Below are 22,886 nucleotides of genomic sequence, written 5' to 3'. Positions count from 1 at the left end.
TTTCTAAGCCGTTTATATTGCTTTGGAAGAATTGACTGTGTTTGTTATCTACAAAGTTATCCACAGCTTGCTCTTGTTTAGCCCCTTGAACAAAACTTTATTTCAAGTCGTTTTATGTGTGTCCTTGTGGCATGCTTAGCATTATTTCATTTTCTCTCATTTAGGATCCAATTACATCATGGCTCAGATCCCAGAAAATCCACTTATTTTAGTTGATGGCTCTTCATACTTATTTCGCGCGTACCATTCGCCACCACATTTAACTAACTCTAAGGGTGAGGCGACAGGTGCTATTTATGGTGTGGTAAACATGCTGAAAAGTTTGATCAAACAATATGATCCGTCTCACATGGTGGTGGTGTTTGATGCCAAAGGTAAAACTTTTCGTAACGATATGTATAGCGAGTATAAAGCTAATCGTCCGCCGATGCCGGATGATCTGCGTACGCAAATAGCGCCATTGCACAGTATTATTAAAGCGATGGGATTCCCGCTTATTAGTATTGAAGGTGTTGAAGCTGATGATGTAATCGGTACTTTTGCCCGAATTGCTACAGAGCAAAAGCGGCATGTTTTAGTTTCAACTGGTGATAAAGATATGGCTCAGCTCGTCAATGAGCATGTCACTTTGATCAACACCATGACCGACAGCATTTCAGATCCCCAAACGGTGTTAGAAAAGTTTGGTGTTGGCCCAGAGCTTATTATCGATTACTTAGCCTTAATGGGTGATAAAGTCGATAACATTCCAGGGGTCGATGGATGTGGTCCAAAAACTGCGGTTAAATGGTTACAAAAGTATGGATCACTCCAAGGTGTGTTAGATCACGCCAGCGAAATCAAAGGCAAGATTGGTGAAAAACTCGCAGCCGCAGTTGCTCACCTACCATTAAGTTATGAGCTTGCCACCATTAAGTGCGATGTTGAGGTTGAATCAAACCTTGATACCTTCAAACTGCAAGAACCAAATAGAGACGAGTTGATTGCTTTATATGGTGAATGTGAATTCCGCCGTTGGTTAGCTGAATTACTAGATAACCCAAAAGATGCAGAGACGCACTTAGCAGTACCAAGTGAAGCTAATGAACTGCCTAAAGTTGCTGATGCTCACTATGAAACTATCTTAACTGAACAACAACTAGACACACTCGTTGAGCAATTAAACGCAGCTGAATTGTTTGCCTTTGATACTGAAACAACCAGCCTAGATTACATGCAAGCGCAACTGGTTGGGATGAGCTTTGCGGTAAAAGCGGGTGAAGCGGCGTATTTACCTGTTGCTCATGATTATCCTGATGCGCCTGAACAGCTTTCTCTTGAAACGGTAATGGCTAAAATTGGGCCGATTCTGGCTGATGAAAATAAAGCAAAAGTTGGGCAAAATTTAAAATACGATAAAAGCGTCCTTGCCAATGCAGGCTTTGAGCTAAAAGGTATTAAGTTTGACACTATGCTTGAGTCGTATGTGTTTAACAGTGTAGGGACTCGCCATGATATGGATTCCCTTGCGCTAAAATATTTAGGCCATAAGAATATCAGCTTTGAAGACATTGCCGGCAAAGGCAAAAAGCAATTAACCTTTAACCAAATTGAGTTGGAAAAAGCCGCACCGTATGCAGCAGAAGATGCGGATATTACGCTGCGTTTACATCAAGTGTTATGGCCAAAAATTGCAGCTGATGAAAAATTAAAATCAGTATTTGAAGACATTGAATTGCCGCTTGTCAGTGTTATATCTGATATTGAACGTACCGGCGTTGCCATTGATAGTAAAATGCTGGCTGCACACAGCCAGCGCTTAGGGGAACGTTTACTGGAGCTTGAAAAAGAAGCCTTTGAGATTGCTGGTGAACCATTTAATTTAAGCTCGCCAAAACAGTTGCAAGTATTGTTGTTTGAAAAGCTTGAGTTACCGGTTATTAAAAAAACCCCAAAAGGCGCACCTTCGACAGCAGAAGAAGTACTGCAAGAGCTTGCGCATGATTACCCGCTACCTAAGGTTATTATTGAGCACCGCGGGTTATCAAAGCTGAAATCAACTTATACCGATAAGCTACCATTAATGGTTAATGAGCAAACTAACCGTGTGCATACTTCTTATCACCAAGCGGTTACGGCAACAGGGCGCTTAAGTTCAACTGATCCTAATTTACAGAATATTCCAATTCGTTCAGAAGAGGGTCGCCGTATTCGTGAAGCGTTTGTCGCAGCTGATGGTTATAAAATTGTCGCTGCCGATTACAGCCAAATTGAGCTACGTATTATGGCGCATTTATCGCAAGATAAAGGCTTATTGAATGCCTTTGCCAATGGCCTAGATGTACACAGTGCAACAGCCGCAGAAGTATTTGGGGTTGAGTTAGACGAGGTTACCACTGATATGCGCCGTAAGGCTAAAGCAGTCAACTTTGGCTTAATTTATGGTATGTCAGCGTTTGGTTTAGCGCGTCAACTTGATGTGCCACGCCATGAAGCACAGCATTATATAGATAAATACTTTGAGCGCTTCCCAGGCGTTTTAGACTATATGGAATCAACGCGTGAAAAAGCGGCTGAAAACGGTTATGTTGAAACATTATTTGGTCGACGTTTACATTTACCTGAGATCAACGCACGCAATGGCGCGCGCCGTAAAGGTGCAGAGCGAGCGGCTATCAATGCACCAATGCAAGGAACAGCAGCAGATATTATCAAAAAAGCTATGCTAACAGTGCATAAATGGGTTGCTGAGCAAGCACCGAATACAGTTAAATTATTGATGCAAGTACACGATGAATTGGTTTTTGAAATCAAAACTGATTGTACAGAGCAATATACTGCGCAGATTTGTCAGTTAATGTCGGATGCTGCAAAGCTGGATGTGCCACTTATTGTTGAAGCCGATACTGGTGACAACTGGGAACAAGCGCATTAATAAAGCGTTAATACCTTAAATGACGAAAAAGCGCCAGTTGGCGCTTTTTTTGTAACTAAAAGGTTAAATTATCGAAATATATGTTTGTAAGCGTTATTTGTTCATTAAATCGAGCCAAAACCGTGGTTTTTTAATTTATTTTTAAGCCTGATTTTGTTAAAGTCCGCGCCGTCCTCATCCTGTAGGACATCCTGTTGATGATGCACTCGTAAGGGTGCAACTTATTGATAGCTTCTCCCCAGTTTGCTATACCGGCCCAGCATTTATTTGCTGGGCTGTTTTTTCTACTATTTCCTTTAAATTCACTTATTGTGAACTCTCTTCTATATATTGCACTTCGGTGTTGAACTGCTACCATTGAATCTCATTTTCATTTTGAAAGGAATGCGTCGTGATTAAATCAATAGCTGTTTTCGGTTTTTCGTTAGTCAGTTTAGTAGCAAGTAGTGCAGCACTGGCTGGTTGGCAGTTAAATAATGATCAAAGCAAGGTGAGCTTTGTTTCAATAAAGAACAATAGTATTGCTGAAGTCCATTACTTTAAAACATTATCTGGTAGCCTATCGGATCAAGGTATGTTTGAAGTTAATATTGATTTGGCTTCAGTCGAGACTATGATCCCTATCCGTAATGAGCGTATGACTAAGCTGTTATTTGAAACGGTTAAGTTTCCTGCGGCAACCTTAACCGCAGACTTAAGCAAACGCTTAATGACCATCATCCCTGGTCAACATGTTCTTAAAGGTGTAAAAGCTACGCTTGCTTTTCATGGTCAAACGAAAGAGTTCACCACTGATGTACTTGCAAATATGTCACCTGAAGGAGATGTTACTGTATCGTCTTTATCACCTTTGATTGTTAATGCTGCTGACTTTGCCGTAACTGACGGTATTGCACAGCTGCAAAAATTAGCAGGGTTATCAGCTATCGCCACAGCTGTACCTGTTAGTTATTCATTAACATTAAAAAAAGATAAGTAATGTTATCGGTTTCTGAGCTAGCAGCGAGTCTGTCACAGCAAAGCAAACCGTTTGAACAATGGCAACCTACCGAATGCGGTTCGTTGCCTATTGTTATAGATAATCAGGCTAAATGGCATTATCAAGGAAGTGAAATAAGCCGTATAAGCATGGTTAAATTGTTTGCCTCAGTACTGTGTAAAGAGCAGGAAACTTTCTATTTAAAAACACCAGTAGAAAAAATTGCGATTACCGTTGCTGATGCGCCATTTATCATTATTAGTTGGCGTTATGAACAAACTGAGCAAGGCTTAGTGCTTTGTTGTATAGATAATATCGACAGGGTGTGGTTAGTGACAAAAGCACAGCATTTGTATATGCAAGATTATCAAGGGACCGTGATCCCTTATTTGCAATTACCTAATGGCTGTAGTGCAAGAGTTGCACGAAATGTGTTTTATCAGTGGGCTGAACAAATAGCGCAGGTTGATGAGCAAGGCTATTTTGTTCAATCCACTACAGAGCGGTTTTATTTACAGCTTAATTAAGCGTCAGGCTCAGGGGCTGCTTCAGTTGGTGGTACCGCAACAATGGGCCCTAAGTACCATTCATCAAGCTTTTTAGCTAGTTCTGCTAAGCCGGTGCCTTTTAACGATGAAAATGCATGCACAGTAATATCGCCTTCAAGATTACTTAATTCGCGGCGAACTTGTAACACCTGTGCTTTGCGTGCACCTTGCTTGAGCTTATCTGCCTTGGTTAAAAGTGCTAAAACAGGGATTTCACTGCCAATTGCCCAGTTAATCAGGTCTAAATCTAAATCTTTTAACGGATGGCGAATATCCATTAACACCACGATGCCTTTTAAACTTTGACGCTTTTGTAGGTATTCACCTAACGATTTTTGCCATTTCTTTTTCATTTCGATAGGCACTTTAGCGAAGCCGTAACCCGGCAAATCAATTAAGCGCATGTCATCAACGTCTGCCAATTCAAATGTATTAATTAACTGAGTACGACCAGGTGTTTTAGATGTTCGAGCAAGTTTTTGATCTGTAAGGGCGTTTAAAGCACTTGATTTACCGGCATTAGAGCGACCAGCAAAAGCAACTTCAATTCCCGTATCAGCAGGTAATTTAGTGATATCTGGAGCGCTGGTGACGAACGACGCAGTGTTATATTTGATACGAGATTTAAGCACGGGCTTTCCTAAGTACAATAATAATTGAATAAAGAGTAAACTATGTTTACTCAGGGCGCGTATTTTATACTATTACCAGCACATTAAAAAGCGTATTTGAGGTAACTAACAGGCCTTAAATAAACTAAAACCTAATGCACAAAGCTTAATCTAGGTCAAAACCCTATAATTTATAAGTTTAATATGAGTAGAAAACGTGCCAGCGAATTTATTATCGTGTAGAATATATAAATCGCAACATCCATATTGTAGATGATACAGGGTCGGAAACAGAGAATTCACCATGAAAAAAATAGCACTATCTTTAACTATATTGCTTGGTGCGTTGTCAGCAAGCAACGCAACAGCATTTGATGGCGATGTAAACGCAGGTAAAGAAAAATCAGCAACGTGTGCGGCTTGTCACGGCCCAGACGGTAATGCGCCGGTTAATATCTACCCAAAGATTGCAGGTCAACACGCAGATTATATTTATAAACAGCTTACTGAGTTTAAGTTAGGTATGACTTCTGGGGGCAAAGAAGGTCGTATGGACCCAGTCATGAGCGGTATGGCTATGCCACTTAGTGATCAAGACATGAAAGATTTAGCTGCCTATTTTGCTTCACTGAATATGTCTGAAGGTGCGACACCTAAAGATGTGGTTGATGTGGGTGCAATGTTGTTTAAAGCTGGTGATGCAGAGCGTGGTATTCCATCGTGTGCGTCGTGCCATGGTCCACGTGGTAATGGCTCATCTTTAGCTAAGTTCCCGAAGATTTCTTTCCAGCATCCTGGTTATATCAAATCACAGCTTGAAAAGTTCCGTGATGGTAGCCGTAATAATGACCTAAATGGCATGATGCAAGATGTGGCGAAGAAATTAACAGACAAAGACATCGAAATACTTTCTAAATATTTAGGTGGCCTCCACTAAAGTTGTATAGATTAGCCCTTCGGCTAACTATAAACTATAGGTTGGACAAAAAAGCAGCGTTCGCTGCTTTTTTTGTATTTAAAATTTGCCGTTTTAGCCCCTCTCCTTGTAAGACATTGACCATGCTGTCGTGTAGGAAAATTCCTATTTTATTTTTATTTTAATCTGTAAGTTATTGTTATTAATTGCGTTGGTGTTGTTGCAACTTATGTTCTGTAAGAAAAAATATATAAATTAGTTGTAACAAAATTATTAATGCGTAAATTAACCCCTGTCGCAAAAAACAATAAAAACAAAACGGATACAGCTATAGGGATAGTAGTTAGCGGCAAATTGGGATTAGCATCGATTGATGCTATAAAGGAAATACTAAAAAAGCGTCATTGAAGACCGAGAATAATAAAAACTCATGGAAGTTTGATAATAATAAAAAAATGGAATGCTACACGGAAGGTAAAAACAATAACAAAATGGAACAGCAATAATAATAAAAATAATAAAGACTAAAAAGTCGAAGGGAGAAGTGTCCAGATTTATGGCGCTCAGATTAGTAGGCGGTAGAGATGTTTTCTCTACCGCCTTTTTATTTGTCCTGTTACAATAGCGAACGAAAAAGTGCGCTAGTAGTCGAGTAACCCAACCTCATTTCCGCACGAACCGAATTCTTCTGGCAAGGCCAGCATTGCAACGCCATAGTGTGTGTTGTTCAAAACCTCTTAAGTGAGATGATCAAGTTATGAGTAGAAAGAAAAAATCACGTAAAATTCCATCAAACGGTCCTGTGCGTTTAAGTAAAGATAAGCTTCAGGAAATGCGTGCTTTAAAAGAGCAGCGTGTTAAAAAGTACAAGGGTGCTAAACCGGGCTCTCGCAATGCGTTAGATGCACTACAGCCGGAAACTAAAAGCAATAACTCGCAAAATAAAGATAAGCGCGTTGGCAGTAAAAAGCCGGTACCTTTAGTCGCCAAAGCACCTGAGCCAGTGGTTGAGTTAAAACGTAACCTAAAACCGCAAGCCGAGTTGAAAAAAGTGAGCGAACCTGAGCTAACGCCAGAGCAAGAGCTTGAAGCGCTTGAAAACGATGAGCGTTTATTAAAACTGGTTGAGCGTCACGAGCAAGGTGAGATGTTAACGGGTAAAGATGCGAAGTACTTTAATAGCCGTATCGATCGTCATCAAGTTTTATGCGAGCTTTTAGGTATCGAAGATGAGCCAGAAGACGATTTTGATGATGAAGAGTACGAAGCCTCAGGTAGTAGCGACTTTGATCAATACTTGTCGAATGATTTAGCCAACGAATGGTTAGATGACGACGAGGATGATAAATAATGAATATGATGATCTTAGCTCTGTGTGTGGGCGCTGTGATCATCGCAGGTCTGGCATTCTACGCAGGACAGTTGCTGTATAAGCTTAGAGCGCAAAATAAGTTCATCGCTAAGGAGCAAGCAAAGCAACAGCAAAAGCTTGCCAAATCACGTTTAGAGCGTAATGCGAAGCTTGCTGATAGCATTCACTTAATTGCGCGTGCCATGGAGCAAGAGCAATGTGAGTTTTCTGAAGGAAGCCTGCGAATTTGGGTGTTAATGTCGCAATACAATTTTGCTGATGACACCGATCTGACGTTGCGCTACCCAGGGATCTTTGCGATGTACGAAGTCGTTAAAGAAATGCCAACTCATGATGCACGTAAAAAGTACTCGAAAAAAGAAATTTTCAAGCAAGATACTGCACGTTGGCGCGCAGAAGAAACCCACGGCGAGCAAATTAAAGCAGACTGCAAAAAAATTATTGCAGAGTTTCAAGCCGCACCCGGCAGCGAGAATATCGTTTTTAATTAAGAAAAGCAGGCCTAGCCTGCTTTTTTATTACCTAACCTAAACTCTGGTTAAGGGATGTACTAATATCTTGATATTAAATAACCCGTGAGAAGCGGCTATTTTTAATCTGTTGTTGTAAGTACTTATCGAAGCACATACAAATTATTCGAATAAATAAATTGCCTCTTGCAGTAACGGTAATTTTTTCTTTGCTTACATAAACTAAGCCATCAGCTATGAGTGGCTCCAGTGCGGCTAATGCTTCATTAAAGTAGTCGTTAAATTCAATGGCAAACTGTTGTTCGATTGAAGCGATATCTAATTCAAATTGGCAAATTAGCTGCTTGATAACCGCAGCGCGCAAAGCATCGTCTGTCGTTAATTGCACGCCTTTACATATGGCACTGCCATCACCTTGTTGCACCGCTTGGTAGTAATGTTTTAGCTCTTTTTGATTTTGTAAAATGGCATTGCCAATTTGCGAAATGGATGACACCCCTAAGCCGAGTAAGTCACATTGCCCATGGGTGGTGTAACCTTGGAAATTACGATGTAATTGACCTTGGTTTTGCGCAATTGCCAGTTCATTATCTTTTTTGGCAAAATGATCCATACCAATAAACTGATAACCTGCGTCAGTCATTTGCTCTAGGGTATTTTTAAACATGGTTAGCTTGTCGTGAGCGCTGGGTAAGTCGGCATCTTTTATTTTACGCTGAGCGGCAAAACGCTCTGGTAAATGAGCGTAGTTAAACACAGATACACGATCTGGACTTAGTTCAATCAGTTGTGTAATCGTTTCTTTAAAGCTTGCAGGTGTTTGCAGAGGCAGGCCATAAATCATATCAGCATTTATTGATTTAAAACCCAGCGCGCGTGCTTGGCCTATTAAGGCCTTTACATCATCGACACTTTGCGGGCGGTTAACGGCCAGCTGTACGTCATCGTTAAAATCTTGGATACCAAAAGAAACGCGGTTAAAACCTAAAAAATGTAAATGATTGAGCATGCCATCAGCAAGGGATCGAGGGTCAATTTCAATGCCGCGTTCGGCATCATGGGTAAAGTTAAAATGCTGTTCTAACAAGCCGACTAACCGCGCCATTTGTGAAGCAGTTAAAAATGTTGGTGTGCCACCGCCTAAATGTAATTGCGCGACTTGGTAGTGTTTAAAGTGCCCAGCTTGAGCTGCAATTTCGATAGCCAAGTTATCTAAATATAAATCGGCTTTTGATTGGTGACGGGTAATTACTTTATTACAGCCACAGTAATAACAAAGCTGACTACAAAACGGAATGTGGATATATAAAGATAAACTGTTACTTGATGAGGACTCAATGGCGTCAATGAGGCTATTTTGTTGATAGCCATGCTGTAATGACAATGCCGTAGGGTATGAGGTATACCTTGGGCCAGACACATTGTATTTGTTTATTAAGCTTTGATCCCACTTGGGTAAATTAATCATCACGCGCACCTTTATATAAAGTTTGCGTAATTATAAAAAACTGTCGCTAAGTGATATTGATCTACAACAAAAAAGAGTGCACCAAGGCACTCTTTTTTGTCTTTATTTACTCACTCTAAAGTTTAAACTCATTAACCGTGTTGTTAAGTGAACTTGCTAACTCATTTAGGTCGCGAGCTTCATCGGCAAGCTCTAACGCATGATCTGCGGTGCTATTTACTAACTGATTAATAGCCGACAAACTACTGTTAATGTCTTCAGCCACAACGGTTTGTTGTTCAGTAGAGGTTGCAATTTGATGGCTTTGATCTTGAACCTTGGTGACTGACTCGGCAATGTTTTTCAGTGCGTCGAGCACTTCTTGTGTTTGCGTCACTGAGCCTTGTGCACGTTCTTGTCCTTGCTGCATCATGGTTGATGCTTGCTGGGCTATTTGTTGCAAGCGTGAGATCATATTACGAATATCGTCGGTAGATTCTTGTGTACGACTGGCAAGTGAGCGTACTTCATCGGCTACTACTGCAAAGCCTCGGCCTTGTTCACCAGCTCGCGCAGCTTCAATTGCGGCATTCAGAGCAAGTAAATTTGTTTGCTCTGCAATTGAGTTGATGACATCAACAACAGCGCCAATATTGCCACTTTCTTGCTCTAAGCCGGCGACCACTTTTGATGCCTCACCAATGTGCTCAGCCAGTGCCGTCATAACACTTTGTGCATTTTGCGAGCGAGAAGCACCATCAGCAGTAATGTGTTGTACTTCTTCTGCAGCACTATTTGTGTGTTGGGCATTGCGCGAAATTTCCATGACGGTGGTTGCCATTTCAGTTACAGCCGCACTTACGCTATCGACTTGTTGTTTTTCTTGTTGGATCTCGTCATTAGTTTTTTGCGAAACTGACTTTAACTGTGCCGCTGCGTTGGTCAGTTGCTCGGCTTGCGCTGCGGTATTGAGCATCATAGCGCGTAACTTATCAATAAAGGTATTCATATGATGGGCTAATTGACCCACTTCATCTTTACTGTCGATGGTAATTTTTTGCGTTAAGTCACCATCACCAGAGGCGATATCACGCATTATGTGCGTTAGCGTGGTAATTGGTTGGGCTATCATATGGGTGGCCCACATAATCATTGCAATAATAATTAAAAGAATAATAACGACAGAAGTGGTTGTGGTAGTGACGGCTTGATTCACCGGCTCATCAATCATTGAACGTGGTACTAAAATACCAACGTACCAGTTTAGGTAGGGTTCTTCTAATTGTAAGCGATCATAAACAACAAAGTACTCTTGTCCTTGCAGCGTAACGCTTGCATCGCCGCTGATATTGTTTTTCATGTCGCGATTTAAGCTGGCAAAACCACTGGTATTACTAAATTGTTTTTCTAGCTGCTCTAAGCCTTCTTTTCCGTTGGGGCCTTCATCTGTCACTGATAACTTGTGATTAGTACGATTAGAGAGGTGCACCACTTTTTGGTCGCCATCAAGTAAAAAGCCGTAACCTTGACCATTAAATCGAATATCTTCGACCATTTTGTTGATTTTATTTAATTGTAAATCAACACCACCAAAGCCGATAAGTTCGCGTTGTTGATTATACACGGGCTGTTGTACCACCGCAGAGGCGTTACCTGTGGTTAAATCAACTGAGATGGGACCAACATAAAGGCGATTTAGTTTTAACGCATCCTGCCACCAGCCACGCTTATAGGCATAATAAGGTTGGCCGTTATAGTGAGTGGTACGTTCGTGCTCTTTAAAGTATTCACCGGTCTTTGCTGAAGCAAAAAAGGCCGACAAAACGTTTTCATCATTGCTACTGATACGGATGAAGTCCTGATCAACTTCATCATAACCAGGTGCACCTTCGAGCGGTTGATCACGTTGATCCCAGGCATCAAACCAATTAACCAAATGCGGGTTAGTAACAAAGGTACTAACGAGTTTACCGTATTTAGCAAAATAGCCTTGCATTGAAAGTTGTTCGCTTTGTAAATAGCTATGGGCTTCGCGCTCAATGCCTTGTCGCGAAAGAGAAGCGATATGATTTACAAAATAGGTTGAAGCAATAATTAGTAAAACACTAATTGTTCCTCCAATTAGCAATAATATTTTTTTTCGCAATGATAGATTTTTAAGCATGAGTGCACACATTCTTGTTATTTAGTAGAGTAGGTATACTCAAGCCACTTCAATATGTAAATTTTGCATCTTGAAGTGGTTTGAGTATCTATATAATCATATCTTAGTCTTAATCGCCATATTATGGGGTAAGACAAATGCAGCGTTTTTTATAAAATCGTAAGGGTCTTGTTACTTTATGGGAACATTTGAACGAAAGTTAGTCGTTTTAGGGGCTGGTTGGTTAGGTCGAGCTTTGTGCTTAGATAGACTACAACAGAATTGGCAAGTGCAAGGCACCCATCGAAGTGCACAGCATCAAGATGATTTTTTACGGCAGCTTGTTTTGCAAGACGAGCAGCTCATTCATCAGTTAGATTTAGATAATGCATGGTGGGTTTGTGCTATGCCTCCGCGAAGTCGACAGCGTGAAAGTAACTATCAAGCAACCCTCGAACATAGCTTAAAATTAGCAAAAACAATGAATGCACAGGGTTTTTTACTGTGTTCATCTACGGGTGTGTACGATCCCAGTGCAAAAACCTATGATGAAACAAGTGATATAACGTCCTCAGGTGAACGTCAACAAAGATTAATTGATGCCGAAAAAAGCGTATTAAAGGCAGGTGGTAAAGTTTTACGCCTAGCGGGTTTAGTCGGCCCAGAGCGAGAGCCTGGACGGTTTGTTGCTGGCAAGCAATTAAACAGCTCTAGCCAACAAGTTGTTAATATGGTGCACCAGCAAGATGTAATTAATGCAATTATCACTGTGCTTGAGCATTGGCAAATAGCTGCACCTATTTATAACGTAGTTAATCCGGCGCACCCGAGTAAAGCTGATTACTATCAGCAAAAGTGTGCCCACTATGGCACTGTGCCACCCACCTTTACTAGTGACTCAAGCGTCGAGCGAATTATTGACGGCTCGGCGATTGAATCACTTGGCTTTAATTATCAGTTTGATATTTAAAATGAAGGCAGTACACCATTAGGCAGTAGGTTGCAGAGCTTACCTTGCGCTAATAACGTATTTGCAGCTTCGATATCCGGACCAAAATAACGGTCTTTATCGTAGTAGCTCACTTTTTCGCGTAAGCTTGCTTTTGCTTGTTCAACTTTGGTTGATGCTTTAAGCGGTGCTCTAAAATCAAGTCCTTGCGCTGACGCTAACCATTCAACGGCAAGCACACCTTGGGTGTTATCAGCCATGTCGTTCAACCTTCGAGCAGCAAAGGTGGCCATTGAAACATGGTCTTCTTGGTTTGCTGAAGTGGGTAAGCTATCTACCGATGCTGGATGCGCGAGTGATTTATTCTCAGAGGCAAGCGCAGCGGCTGTGACTTGTGCAATCATAAAGCCAGAGTTAACACCGCCATTTTCCACTAGAAAAGGTGGAAGCTTCGACAGGTTCGAGTCAATTAGTAAGGCGATACGTCGCTCAGCCAGTGCGCCAATTTCGGCAATCGCTAAGGCTAGGTTATCTGCGGCCATAGCTACGGGCTCAGCATGAAAATTACCGCCAGAAATAATATCGCCCATATCAGCAAATACTAACGGGTTATCAGTCACACCGTTTGATTCACACAATAACACGTCAGCAGCCTGACGAATTTGTGTTAAGCACGCCCCCAATACTTGTGGTTGGCAGCGCAGGCAATACGGGTCTTGAACTTTTTCACAATCGACATGGGCTTCACTGATTTGTGAACTCTGGGCCAACATGTCGCGAAATACAGCGGCTGAGTCTATTTGCCCACGCTGGCCACGCACTTCATGAATACGTGCATCAAACGGTGATCGACTGCCCATTGCAGCTTCAATACTCATTGAGCCAATCGCGCAGCTTTGTGCATATAGGTTCTCACTGCGGAACAAGCCTTGTAAGGCAAATGCGGTTGATGCTTGAGTACCATTTAAAAGTGCAAGTCCTTCTTTTGCCGCTAAAGTGAGTGGCTCAAGCCCAGCAATTTTTAGCCCTTCACTGGCTTTAATTACTTGTCCTTGATGGCGCATTTCACCCTCACCTAAAAGTGGTAAACACATATGCGAAAGCGGGGCTAAATCACCGGATGCGCCAACAGAGCCTTTTTTTGGCACGCAAGGGTACACTTGCGCTGCTAGCAGCTGGATGAAAAATTCAATCACTTGTAAGCGAATACCGGAAAATCCTCGTGACAGTGAATTTATTTTTAACACCATCATCAAACGGACTGTGCTGTCATCCATATACTCACCTATGCCAGCAGCATGGGAGAGTACAATTGACCGTTGTAATAGTTCAAGTTCGTGCTCGGCAATTTTAGTATTAGCTAATAAACCAAAACCGGTATTGATGCCATAGACTGTACGTTGCTGGTCAATCACATCTTGCACTGTTTGCGCACTGGCAGCAATTTTGATGTCGCTGTCTTTGGCAAGGGTCAATTTTACTGGTGAAAGGTTAATTTTACGCAGTGTTGCCAAGTCGAGCTGGCCGGGTGTGAGAGTATATTCAAACATGATTAATCCTTATTTAGCATTGGTAGGTCTAGGCCTTGTTCATTGGCGCATTTAATAGCAATGTCATAGCCTGCATCAGCATGACGCATTACCCCTGTTGCGGGATCATTCCACAGTACTCGATCTACCCGAGCGGCGGCCTCATCAGTACCATCAGCCACAATAACCACCCCTGAATGTTGGCTAAAGCCCATGCCGACACCTCCACCGTGATGTAACGACACCCAAGTAGCACCGCCTGCGGTATTTAATAATGCGTTAAGTAATGGCCAATCAGATACCGCATCAGAGCCATCTTTCATAGCTTCAGTTTCACGGTTAGGGCTGGCAACAGAGCCTGAGTCTAAATGATCTCGACCAATTACAATCGGTGCTTTTAATTCGCCGTTTTTAACCATTTCATTAAAAGCTAATGCTAGACGCGCGCGGTCTTTTAAGCCAACCCAACAAATACGCGCAGGTAGTCCTTGAAACTGAATTCGCTCTCGGGCCATATCCAGCCAATTATGCAAGTGCTTGTCATCAGGAATAAGCTCTTTGACTTTAGCATCGGTTTTATAAATATCCTCAGGATCCCCTGAGAGCGCTACCCAGCGGAATGGACCAATGCCCTCACAAAATAGTGGGCGGATATAAGCAGGCACAAATCCTGGGAAATCAAAGGCATTCTCTACGCCTTCTTCAAACGCCATTTGACGAATGTTATTACCATAGTCGGTGGTTGCTGCGCCGGCATGCTGTAATGCAAGCATGGCTTTAACTTGCACAGCCATAGACTGCTTAGCAGCCTTCACGACAGCAGCTGCGTCTTGTTCACGCATTTTAGCAGCATGTTCCATAGTCCAGCCTTGTGGTAAATAACCATTTAGCGGATCATGAGCAGAGGTTTGGTCTGTTACCACATCTGGGGTGATATTACGTTTAACTAACTCAGTGAATACATCAGCCGCATTTCCTAATAAACCCACTGAGAGTGCTTCGCCTTTGGTACAGGCCTCGTTTATAAGGGTTAATGCATGATCTAAATCGGTTGCTTTAACATCAACATAGCGAGTCTTAATACGAAAATCGATGCGGCTTTCATCGCATTCAACAACCAGTGCACTAAAGCCTGCCATTGTTGCAGCTAGCGGTTGTGCGCCGCCCATGCCCCCTAAGCCACCGGTTAATACCCATTTGCCTTTTGCATCGCCAGCAAAGTGCTGTTTAGCCATAGCGACAAAGGTTTCGTAAGTACCTTGTACTATGCCTTGTGAGCCAATGTAAATCCATGAACCGGCAGTCATTTGGCCATACATCATTAAGCCGAGTTTATCGAGTTCATTGAAGTGTTCCCAGTTTGCCCAGTGCGGCACTAAGTTAGAATTCGCAATTAACACCCGTGGTGCATTACTATGAGTTTTAAACACACCAACAGGCTTACCTGACTGTACCAACAAAGTCTCATCATCTTCGAGTCGGTCTAAGGTTGCGATAATTTTGTCAAAACAAGGCCAGTCGCGGGCTGCTCGACCAATGCCGCCATAAACCACGAGGGCATGAGGATGCTCGGCAACCTCGGGATCTAGGTTGTTCATTAACATGCGTTTAGCGGCTTCAGTTAACCAGCTTTTTGCGCTAATTTTATCGCCGTGAGGTGCGCGGATCACACGCGTTTCATCGAGTCTATTATTCATTATGTGCTCCTGTTGTATATACAACTGATTTTGCTGTAAAAAAATACGCAAACAAGCGCATCTTTTTGATTTTTATATATTACTTCTTAAATGTTAAGTGGCCGCCTAGGCGATATTTACTACCCGGAGAGACTAAACGGGCAAAGCTTACTATCCCTTGTGATGACCATGTCCTGCGTATAACCTGCAAGCAAGGCTCTTCATGGTATAAGTTTAACCATTGACACATTTCGCTATTTGGCATGATTGCTTCAACGGTGTGGCGTGCTTCTGTTAGGGGGGCAACACTTGATAAATATTCGTGCGGAGTCGAAGCAGTAAAGTCTTGTTGTAAATAATTACTCGCCAGCGCCGGATTAACGAAACGCTCTTCAACTTGCAGAGGGTGTTCGTTTTCGTTGTGAACCAACACACTGCGATAAACCACGCTATCAATTTCAACACCTAATGCAATGGCTATGGGTGCTAAGGCGTTTATTGACTCAAGAACTAAAACCGTACAGCTATAATTACCGTTACGGGCTTTAACTTCATCGGCAATATTTTTGATTTCTAATAGTGAAGATTGTGATTTAAAACTGGCGACGAAAGTCCCTAACCCTTGGCTGCGAGTTAATATGCCAGCTTCAGTTAATTCACTTAAAGCACGGCGAGCGGTCATACGGCTAACACTAAATTGCTCAGCGAGTTCATTTTCTGATGGTACTCGTTGGTTTTCAAGCCAGGCGGATGAGCGAATGTTATCAACAATATATTGCTTAATTTGCGCGAACTTAGGTGTCGTCATAAGATTTAATTACATAACATTTTAGATTGATACTGACTATAAGATGGCACAATTACCTTGTATATACAAGATGGCTTGTTAAACTATAAAAAACATTTTAGGGAGCCACTATGACACAGAGCAAGGTTAGTCATTCGCAAAATGAATGGGATCTACTTATTACCGATGCCAATATTGCCACTATGGATAACAGTATTGATCAAGCATATGGCACGATCGAAAATGCGGCCTTAGCAATAAAAGACGGATACATCGCTTGGCTAGGTAAGCAAACTGATTTACCCGCATTTGATGTATTTGCCACCCCTACTATCTCGGCGAAAGGCCAGTGGCTAACACCGGGTCTAATTGATTGCCATACTCATTTAGTTTTTGCAGGCTCCCGCGCTGAAGAATTCGAACAACGCCTACAAGGCGTTAGCTATGAGCAAATTGCTGCACAAGGTGGCGGTATTGCCAGTACCGTACGAGCCACTCGGGAGGCGGATCACGAAACATTATTTGTATTAGCGAAAGATCGCTTAAACGCTCTGTATAGTGAAGGGGTTAGCACAGTCGAAATTAAATCAGGCTATGGGCTCGATTGTGAAAATGAAATTAAAATACTCGAAGTTGCCCGACTGCTTGGTGAAAACCACCCAGTTGATGTTAAGACCACATTTTTAGGTGCGCACGCTTTACCGCTGGAATATCAAGGACGAAGTGATGAATATATTGAGTTGGTCTGTACTGATATGTTGGAACAAGTGGTATCTGCTGACTTGGCTGATGCAGTTGATGCATTTTGTGAAAATGTGGGTTTTAGTAATGAGCAAACGCGTCGAGTATTTAATGCCGCGAAAAAACATAACCTACCCGTAAAGTGTCATGCCGAGCAATTATCGAACCAGCAGGGTGCGCAGCTGGTGGCAGAGTTTAAAGGGCTTTCAGCGGATCATATTGAATACCTAGACGAAGCAGGTGTAAAAGCGATGGCTGATGCAGGTACGGTGGCTGTGCTATTACCTGGCGCATTTTACTTTTTACGCGAAACTAAACAGCCGCCAATTAGCTTGCTTAAACAATATAATGTTCCTATCGCTATTTCGACTGACTTTAACCCAGGTACATCACCGCTGTGTTCACTACAACTTATGATGAATATGGGGTGCACCTTATTTCGCTTAACGCCAGCAGAAACATTAGCAGCAGTGACGCGACATGCCGCTATGGCATTGGGTTTAGCGGATCGCGGGATGCTTAAAGTTGGTATGAGAGCGGATATTGCTCATTGGCAAATATCCCACCCAGCGCAATTAAGTTACCAATTAGGTGTGAATAAACTGTTAAATCTGTGGATTTTAGGTAGACTTAATTAGTCGATAATTATGCTGTAGCTATTTAATGTCTTTAATTGCGCTATTAACAAGCACTGGATTGCCGCAAGTAGCAGGAAGCTCTTTTTTAACTAATACTCAGATCCCCATTTTTCTTAGTGGGGCAATTCTGATGTCGATGATCTGTGCGTTATGTGTTGTTAAGCAGCCATGGCTACGATTAAGTTATATTGCAAATGCATTTGTGGCGTTAGCATTATTAAGTTTTCATTTTTCCTACCTTGAATTACTACTCGCGGTGATGATAGCACTGCATTTATGGCAAACGTTTAAACAAAACAATTGGACTATGCTGGGTATTAGCTTTTGCGCAGCGCTTATTTTTACTATATGTTTTGCTGCTCACTTGTTATTGGCTATTCCTAGTCACTGGGTGGTATTAGCTACCTTGGTATTAGCAAGCTCCGGTTATTTTGTTGAAGACGAACCGGTTGTAAGCAATCACTTAGACGAAGCCAGCCGAGAAGAGCCCATCGCCTTATCCCCCTTATCTGACTTACCTGATCGCAGCAAGCTGAAGCAGGCTTACTATGGCTGGCGGCAAGCGAGTGAGCACAATGGGGCATTAGTGATTATTCGTTTAGATGGATTTGCTACGGTAAATCAGCATATAGGTAGGGACTTTGGGGATTTATTATTAGCGCAATCGGCCGCCAGAACAAAGCAACTATTAGCCATTGAAGAAGTGATAAGTCTAGGTGAACAGCAAAAGTTAGCCCATCTAGGAGGCTTAAACTTTGCTTTTATTTGCAGCTTAGATACACAAAAACATCTTCACGAACAGCTTATTAGCCAAATACTAGGAGCAACACTGAAGCCTTTTAATGTTGCTAACTGCACCATTGAAGTCACTGCGCGGGCAAGTTATGTCAATTGTGATGAACAAGAAAGTAGTTTTGATAATTTGATTTCCTATGCTTATTTAGCGCTTGATAGCCAGCCTGAAAAACAAGTTGTGGCTTTTCACCAGCAAATGATGATTGAGCAGTTAGAGCAACAAGCACGGCTAAGTGAATTAGCTAATATCGACTTTTCAAGTGAACTTGAGCTGTATTTCCAACCGATTATTCGCAATCATGATGAAGATATAGAATTTTTGGAGTTACTACTTCGTTGGCAACACCCAAAGCAAGGAATTTTATCTGCTAACCGTTTTATCAACGATATTCGTATCGCAGGTTTAGCATACCCGTTAGCTGAATTTGTAGTTGAACGAGCAGCTGAGTTGGTGATGGCATTGCGTATGGAAGGAATCAAAATGCCACTCAGTATTAATGTATTTGGCCCTGAAATGCTTAATGAAGAGTTTATTGCATTTATTGATCAGGTCTTTTTAGAGCATCAATTATTACCGGGAGATTTAATTATAGAGTGCCCGTTAGAGGTCTTTATGAACTTAGATGATCAAGGTAAAGCGATGGTCGCAAGACTCAATAGTAAAGGGGTAAAAATGTGTGTTGATGGGCTAGGAGATAGCCCTATATGGTTAGCTAAACTGCCTAACCTAGCTGTTGAATACGTAAAGGTAGCGCCATCACTAACTGCAGACTTTAGCCAACGCAGTTTAATCGCTGGTATGGTTGATATGCATAATCAGCAAAATAGTAAGGTGATTTGCGAAGGGGTCGAAACACAAGAGCAATTAAAGTTTGTCAAAAACTTAAATGCGTTTGCAGCCCAAGGCTATTATTTTAGTCACCCGCTAAGTAGTGTGGGTATGATCTCTTGGCTGAAACAATGGCAAATAGAGCACGGATAAATTGCGCGCCTGTTTAGCTTTCTTTCGCTTGTAGATAAGCGTTCACTAAAGCTGTAATGACTTGTCCGGCATCGTTTAACCCTGCATTTAACCCACTAGGATGCTGACACGGCGCAGCTTCACAAAGGTGCAAATATTGGCTATTAGTTCGTTTGCCTGCTAAATAGACAAAGTGTTCAGCATCGCTGACGCTAAAGCCGCAATTAGTGTAAGCACTCACGGGCATCAGTGAAATACTGTCTAAATCAACCTCTACGGCCAAAGGCGCATGACTTAATTTATCAAGCGCTTGCTGGCATGCTTCGGTAAGAGATTTTTCACGTCTGACTTGCAGTGCTTGGTAGCTATCATAACCAAACTTCGCCTCTGCTAAGGCGTCAATAATCGCTTGATTATTCTTTAGTTCGTGTAAACCAATAATATGATAATGGTTAAGGTGTTGCTCGTTGTAGGCATAGCGAAAGCCATTTCCAGAATGGCGCCCTTCACAGTCACGAAAATCCGCGTGAGGATCAAAGTTTATTGCATTGATAGGCTGTTTTTTATATTTGCTTAGAGCGCGAATAATACCTAAACAATTATTATGGCCGCCACCAATTATGATAGGTTCAAGGCCCGCACTAAAAATTAAACTTAATACTTGCTCAACCCGCTCATCTATTTGTGCACAGTAATCGCGCAGCTGGCCTAGATGTTGTGGGTTTTGGTTATCTACAGAAGTTGCAGCTGTAGTTAAATCGAGCACATCAATCTCGCCAAGTAATAATACTTTTTCGTTGGCTAAAAATTGATTGCTAGATTGGTTTAAAAAGCGCTTAATAAATGCATGCCAGCCATCACTGGCACCACCATTACCTAAGTTTGCTCTAGGCCCAATATCTTCACAAATGCCCAGTAAAACATATTTAATACCAAACTGTGCAGCATCTTGCATGGCCTGTAGCGGGTCAACTTGGGTGTCGAGCAGAGCGATAGATTGCCATGCTTTTTTTTCATTTAAACGACTGCTACACCAAGGTCTAACAGTCGCTTCATCATAAATATGCAGGTATTCGGACATTTACTCTTCAACGATTTCCAATTCTAGCTCTTCTGCTGATAGCACAATACCGGTACTGTCTGCATAGATGTAGTCATCATCAAAAAATGAAACACCCGCAAAATTAACCCCGATGCCATCTTCGCCAGCACCTTGGCTATCAGCCGCAACTGGGATTGAAGCGATGGCCTGAATGCCTAAATCGAGCTCTTCAAGTTCGTCTACGTGGCGAACAGCACCATAAACAACAATACCTTGCCAATTATTCTCTAAGGCTAATTCAGCCAGCTCAATATCAATTAGTGCGCGGCGGGTTGAGCCACCACCGTCAATGAGTAATACACAATCATCACCATCTTCGCTAAGGATCTCTCTGATCAGTTCATTATTTTCAAAACATTTAACGGTTTTGATTCGGCCACCGAAACTATGACGACCACCAAAGTTAATAAACATAGGTTCGAGCACATCGACCACGTCGGCAAAGTGATCGCATAAATCTGAGGTGCTGTAATCCATTTTTCTATCCTTCTAAAAGATATAAGAGCTAGTCTTCAGTATACCCCTCTTAAACGCAATAACAACGACTTAATGATAGTTAATTGTGTTCTTTTTAAGCAAAAACAGAGCTAAATAGGTAAAAGCAACATTACTGTCTTAAAACCGTCACCCAATTGTTATTTAGAGCGCCTATGCTGAAATTGTGTACATAGTTTGCGTGAAAAAGGACCCAACCCATGAGTCAGAACAATATACTAAAAAAGGTTGCACAGTTAGATGAAGATTTGTTCCTTAAGTTATTTAACGGAAACTCACCTGTTTGGATAAAAAATTCAGCATTAGGGTTTTCTAAAAGTGGTAACGGCGGCTTATACGTCATGTTGGCTTTGGGGTTTGGCTGGTTAGGTAGCGAGCAGGAATTACAGTTATTGTCGATTACCTTATTGCTTGGTTTTTTAATAGAGCGGCCAATTTATTATTTCGCGAAAAAAACCTTCGCTCGGGTTCGGCCTTGTGATTGTTTAGTCAAAGGGGCGTACATAGTTCCCAGCGACAAGTTTAGTTTGCCATCTGGACATAGCGCAGGTGCTTTTTTAGTCGCCATTATATTGGCGCAATATTTTCCAGAACTATTCTGGTTGTGGTTTGCATGGGCCAGTGGTGTGGCTGCTTCTCGTGTGGTGCTAGGGGTTCATTTCCCGGCTGATGTAGTGCTTGGTGCCTTAATGGGGTCAAGTTGTGGTGTAATGGCTATTTTGTTGGTGGGTTATCTATGAGAATACTGTACGGTATTCAAGGCACAGGAAACGGGCATATAACCCGTGCGCGGGTGATGGCAAATGCGTTTAGCCGCATGGGCGTTGACGTAGATTATGTTTTTTCAGGGCGTGCGCAACAAGACTACTTTGATATGAGCGAATTTGCCAATTATCGTAGTTTCCGCGGATTATCATTTTCGACGCAAAATGGTCAAGTGAGTAGTTTACGTACGGCAAAAAATGCTCGAGTGTGTAAATTGATGCGAGATATTAAACAGCTCGATGTCTCTGGTTATGATTTCGTTTTTAATGATTTTGAACCTATTACCGCATGGGCGGCAAGGCGTCAAGGTATCCCTGTTATAGGTATGAGTCACCAGGCCGCCTTCTTATCTCCTAAAGTACCTATGTTTGGTCACGGTTTATTTCGCCGTTCGTTAATTCGTTATTATGCTCCGGCTGATGTCTACTTAGGTGTTCATTGGCAGCCGTTTGCAGATAATATTATTCCACCGTTTATTGCTAATCACCATCATGATAATCCAGTGAGTGTTGATAATAAGGTATTGGTTTATTTACCATTTGAAGAACTAGCAAGTGTGGTTGATTATTTAAAGGACTTTCCGGCTAAAGAGTTTTACTGTTATCACCCAGATGCGGAAAATAGCTCATATGGCCATATTCATCTAAGAGCCCCATCGCGCAGTGGTTTTTTAAATGATCTGGCAAATGCCAGTGGTGTGATAGCCAACGCAGGGTTTGAACTGTCAAGTGAGGCATTAAAGCTTGGTAAAAAACTGCTGCTTAAGCCTTTGTCTGGCCAATTTGAGCAAGATGCAAACGCACAAACCTTATTAGCGATGAAAGCCGCCCACGTTATGAGTTATTTAAACCCCTGTGCACTTGATGAGTGGATAACCAGTAAAGCGAACATGCAGATTAACTTTCCCAGCGATCCACAACCATTAGTTAACTGGTTGGCTGATAAGCAATGGGGGAATACGCAAAAGCTACATGATTCATTGTGGCATTCAGTTGCTTGATTTTTGTTTTGAAAGTAATTTCAATATTTAATGTCATAAACTAGGATA

The 22,886-nt window shown here is 42.0% G+C and carries 19 protein-coding genes; 11 read left to right on the top strand and 8 right to left on the bottom strand.

Features of this window, described 5'->3' with window-relative positions; translation table 11 throughout:
* The first annotated feature begins 178 nt into the window (after positions 1 to 178).
* The 3 genes from polA (at position 179) to NQT69_RS14540 (ending at position 4,420) form a co-directional block, all read left to right on the top strand.
* Positions 179 to 2,914 (top strand): DNA polymerase I, encoded by a 2,736-nt coding sequence (polA, locus tag NQT69_RS14550; protein WP_256828419.1) that lies wholly within the window; start codon positions 179 to 181, stop codon positions 2,912 to 2,914.
* 391 nt (positions 2,915 to 3,305) lie between these two features.
* Positions 3,306 to 3,893, top strand: a complete 588-nt coding sequence (locus tag NQT69_RS14545) for a YceI family protein (RefSeq protein ID WP_256828418.1) — start codon at positions 3,306 to 3,308, stop codon at positions 3,891 to 3,893.
* Positions 3,893 to 4,420 carry a DUF1285 domain-containing protein gene (locus tag NQT69_RS14540; RefSeq protein WP_256828417.1) on the top strand — a complete coding sequence of 176 codons (528 nt, stop codon included), beginning with the start codon at positions 3,893 to 3,895 and terminating at the stop codon, positions 4,418 to 4,420. The genes NQT69_RS14545 and NQT69_RS14540 overlap by 1 nt, the downstream gene beginning before the upstream one ends.
* Here NQT69_RS14540 and yihA read toward each other — a convergent pair.
* Complete coding sequence (yihA, locus tag NQT69_RS14535) at positions 4,417 to 5,073, bottom strand: ribosome biogenesis GTP-binding protein YihA/YsxC (RefSeq protein WP_256828416.1); 657 nt, start codon at positions 5,071 to 5,073, stop codon at positions 4,417 to 4,419. The genes NQT69_RS14540 and yihA overlap by 4 nt on opposite strands.
* 283 nt (positions 5,074 to 5,356) lie before the next feature.
* On the opposite strand from yihA, the gene NQT69_RS14530 reads away from it, so the two are divergent.
* From NQT69_RS14530 to NQT69_RS14520, 3 genes are all read left to right on the top strand, one after another.
* The gene (locus tag NQT69_RS14530) at positions 5,357 to 5,989 is read left to right on the top strand and encodes a c-type cytochrome (RefSeq protein ID WP_256828415.1); all 633 of its coding nucleotides are present in this window, start codon (positions 5,357 to 5,359) and stop codon (positions 5,987 to 5,989) included.
* A gap of 736 nt (positions 5,990 to 6,725) precedes the next feature.
* Positions 6,726 to 7,319, top strand: a complete 594-nt coding sequence (gene yihI, locus NQT69_RS14525) for a Der GTPase-activating protein YihI (RefSeq protein WP_256828414.1) — start codon at positions 6,726 to 6,728, stop codon at positions 7,317 to 7,319.
* A complete protein-coding gene (locus NQT69_RS14520; RefSeq protein ID WP_306174066.1) occupies positions 7,319 to 7,831 on the top strand; it encodes a DUF2489 domain-containing protein in 513 nt (170 codons plus the stop codon). The genes yihI and NQT69_RS14520 overlap by 1 nt, the downstream gene beginning before the upstream one ends.
* A gap of 73 nt (positions 7,832 to 7,904) precedes the next feature.
* On the opposite strand, the gene hemN is transcribed toward NQT69_RS14520, so the two are convergent.
* Together hemN and NQT69_RS14510 are read right to left on the bottom strand one after the other, a co-directional pair.
* A complete protein-coding gene (gene hemN / locus NQT69_RS14515) occupies positions 7,905 to 9,278 on the bottom strand; it encodes an oxygen-independent coproporphyrinogen III oxidase (protein ID WP_256828413.1) in 1,374 nt (457 codons plus the stop codon).
* A gap of 115 nt (positions 9,279 to 9,393) precedes the next feature.
* Entirely contained in the window at positions 9,394 to 11,421 is a 2,028-nt protein-coding gene (locus NQT69_RS14510; protein ID WP_256828412.1) for a methyl-accepting chemotaxis protein, read from the bottom strand.
* 178 nt (positions 11,422 to 11,599) lie between these two features.
* Here NQT69_RS14510 and NQT69_RS14505 point away from each other — a divergent pair, with 178 nt between their 5' ends.
* The gene (locus tag NQT69_RS14505; protein ID WP_256828411.1) at positions 11,600 to 12,370 is read left to right on the top strand and encodes an NADP-binding protein; all 771 of its coding nucleotides are present in this window, start codon (positions 11,600 to 11,602) and stop codon (positions 12,368 to 12,370) included.
* Here NQT69_RS14505 and hutH read toward each other — a convergent pair.
* The 3 genes from hutH to hutC all read right to left on the bottom strand — a co-directional run bounded on the left by hutH (position 12,367) and on the right by hutC (position 16,362).
* Positions 12,367 to 13,899 (bottom strand): histidine ammonia-lyase, encoded by a 1,533-nt coding sequence (hutH, locus tag NQT69_RS14500; protein WP_256828410.1) that lies wholly within the window; start codon positions 13,897 to 13,899, stop codon positions 12,367 to 12,369. The genes NQT69_RS14505 and hutH overlap by 4 nt on opposite strands.
* 2 nt (positions 13,900 to 13,901) lie before the next feature.
* Positions 13,902 to 15,575, bottom strand: coding sequence for a urocanate hydratase (gene hutU / locus NQT69_RS14495; protein WP_256828409.1), 1,674 nt, complete (start codon positions 15,573 to 15,575; stop codon positions 13,902 to 13,904).
* A 79-nt stretch (positions 15,576 to 15,654) separates the two neighbouring features.
* Entirely contained in the window at positions 15,655 to 16,362 is a 708-nt protein-coding gene (gene hutC / locus NQT69_RS14490) for a histidine utilization repressor (protein WP_256828408.1), read from the bottom strand.
* Positions 16,363 to 16,472: 110 nt separating this feature from the next.
* Between hutC and hutI the strand changes: the two genes are divergently transcribed.
* Both hutI and NQT69_RS14480 read left to right on the top strand, forming a co-directional pair.
* Positions 16,473 to 17,720: an imidazolonepropionase gene (gene hutI / locus NQT69_RS14485; RefSeq protein ID WP_256828407.1), complete on the top strand. Its 1,248-nt coding sequence runs from the start codon at positions 16,473 to 16,475 to the stop codon at positions 17,718 to 17,720.
* 130 nt (positions 17,721 to 17,850) lie between these two features.
* Positions 17,851 to 19,497, top strand: a complete 1,647-nt coding sequence (locus NQT69_RS14480; RefSeq protein ID WP_256828540.1) for a GGDEF domain-containing phosphodiesterase — start codon at positions 17,851 to 17,853, stop codon at positions 19,495 to 19,497.
* 13 nt (positions 19,498 to 19,510) lie between these two features.
* On the opposite strand, the gene NQT69_RS14475 is transcribed toward NQT69_RS14480, so the two are convergent.
* Both NQT69_RS14475 and rraA read right to left on the bottom strand, forming a co-directional pair.
* The gene (locus NQT69_RS14475) at positions 19,511 to 20,557 is read right to left on the bottom strand and encodes a formimidoylglutamase (protein ID WP_256828406.1); all 1,047 of its coding nucleotides are present in this window, start codon (positions 20,555 to 20,557) and stop codon (positions 19,511 to 19,513) included.
* Positions 20,558 to 21,055: a ribonuclease E activity regulator RraA gene (gene rraA / locus NQT69_RS14470; RefSeq protein WP_256828405.1), complete on the bottom strand. Its 498-nt coding sequence runs from the start codon at positions 21,053 to 21,055 to the stop codon at positions 20,558 to 20,560.
* A gap of 218 nt (positions 21,056 to 21,273) precedes the next feature.
* Here rraA and NQT69_RS14465 point away from each other — a divergent pair, with 218 nt between their 5' ends.
* A complete protein-coding gene (locus tag NQT69_RS14465; RefSeq protein WP_256828404.1) occupies positions 21,274 to 21,813 on the top strand; it encodes a phosphatase PAP2 family protein in 540 nt (179 codons plus the stop codon).
* Positions 21,810 to 22,838, top strand: coding sequence for an MJ1255/VC2487 family glycosyltransferase (locus NQT69_RS14460; RefSeq protein WP_256828403.1), 1,029 nt, complete (start codon positions 21,810 to 21,812; stop codon positions 22,836 to 22,838). The genes NQT69_RS14465 and NQT69_RS14460 overlap by 4 nt, the downstream gene beginning before the upstream one ends.
* Positions 22,839 to 22,886 lie beyond the last annotated feature (48 nt).

The sequence above is a fragment of the Pseudoalteromonas shioyasakiensis genome, assembly GCF_024518675.1.
In the GTDB taxonomy this organism is placed as follows: domain Bacteria; phylum Pseudomonadota; class Gammaproteobacteria; order Enterobacterales; family Alteromonadaceae; genus Pseudoalteromonas; species Pseudoalteromonas shioyasakiensis_B.
The sequence above is the reverse complement of the archived record's forward strand: the minus strand, read 5'-3'. Positions and strand labels throughout refer to the sequence as shown.

What these genes read in the sequence shown, in the direction of transcription:
- polA (WP_256828419.1), top strand. Translation starts at nt 179, where the DNA reads ATGGCTCAGATCCCAGAAAATCCACTTATTTTAGTTGATGGCTCTTCA.
- NQT69_RS14540 (WP_256828417.1), top strand. Translation starts at nt 3,893, where the DNA reads ATGTTATCGGTTTCTGAGCTAGCAGCGAGTCTGTCACAGCAAAGCAAA.
- NQT69_RS14530 (WP_256828415.1), top strand. Translation starts at nt 5,357, where the DNA reads ATGAAAAAAATAGCACTATCTTTAACTATATTGCTTGGTGCGTTGTCA.
- yihI (WP_256828414.1), top strand. Translation starts at nt 6,726, where the DNA reads ATGAGTAGAAAGAAAAAATCACGTAAAATTCCATCAAACGGTCCTGTG.
- NQT69_RS14520 (WP_306174066.1), top strand. Translation starts at nt 7,319, where the DNA reads ATGAATATGATGATCTTAGCTCTGTGTGTGGGCGCTGTGATCATCGCA.
- hemN (WP_256828413.1), bottom strand. Translation starts at nt 9,278, where the DNA reads ATGATTAATTTACCCAAGTGGGATCAAAGCTTAATAAACAAATACAAT.
- NQT69_RS14510 (WP_256828412.1), bottom strand. Translation starts at nt 11,421, where the DNA reads ATGCTTAAAAATCTATCATTGCGAAAAAAAATATTATTGCTAATTGGA.
- NQT69_RS14505 (WP_256828411.1), top strand. Translation starts at nt 11,600, where the DNA reads ATGGGAACATTTGAACGAAAGTTAGTCGTTTTAGGGGCTGGTTGGTTA.
- hutH (WP_256828410.1), bottom strand. Translation starts at nt 13,899, where the DNA reads ATGTTTGAATATACTCTCACACCCGGCCAGCTCGACTTGGCAACACTG.
- hutU (WP_256828409.1), bottom strand. Translation starts at nt 15,575, where the DNA reads ATGAATAATAGACTCGATGAAACGCGTGTGATCCGCGCACCTCACGGC.
- hutC (WP_256828408.1), bottom strand. Translation starts at nt 16,362, where the DNA reads ATGACGACACCTAAGTTCGCGCAAATTAAGCAATATATTGTTGATAAC.
- hutI (WP_256828407.1), top strand. Translation starts at nt 16,473, where the DNA reads ATGACACAGAGCAAGGTTAGTCATTCGCAAAATGAATGGGATCTACTT.
- NQT69_RS14480 (WP_256828540.1), top strand. Translation starts at nt 17,851, where the DNA reads ATGTCGATGATCTGTGCGTTATGTGTTGTTAAGCAGCCATGGCTACGA.
- NQT69_RS14475 (WP_256828406.1), bottom strand. Translation starts at nt 20,557, where the DNA reads ATGTCCGAATACCTGCATATTTATGATGAAGCGACTGTTAGACCTTGG.
- rraA (WP_256828405.1), bottom strand. Translation starts at nt 21,055, where the DNA reads ATGGATTACAGCACCTCAGATTTATGCGATCACTTTGCCGACGTGGTC.
- NQT69_RS14465 (WP_256828404.1), top strand. Translation starts at nt 21,274, where the DNA reads ATGAGTCAGAACAATATACTAAAAAAGGTTGCACAGTTAGATGAAGAT.
- NQT69_RS14460 (WP_256828403.1), top strand. Translation starts at nt 21,810, where the DNA reads ATGAGAATACTGTACGGTATTCAAGGCACAGGAAACGGGCATATAACC.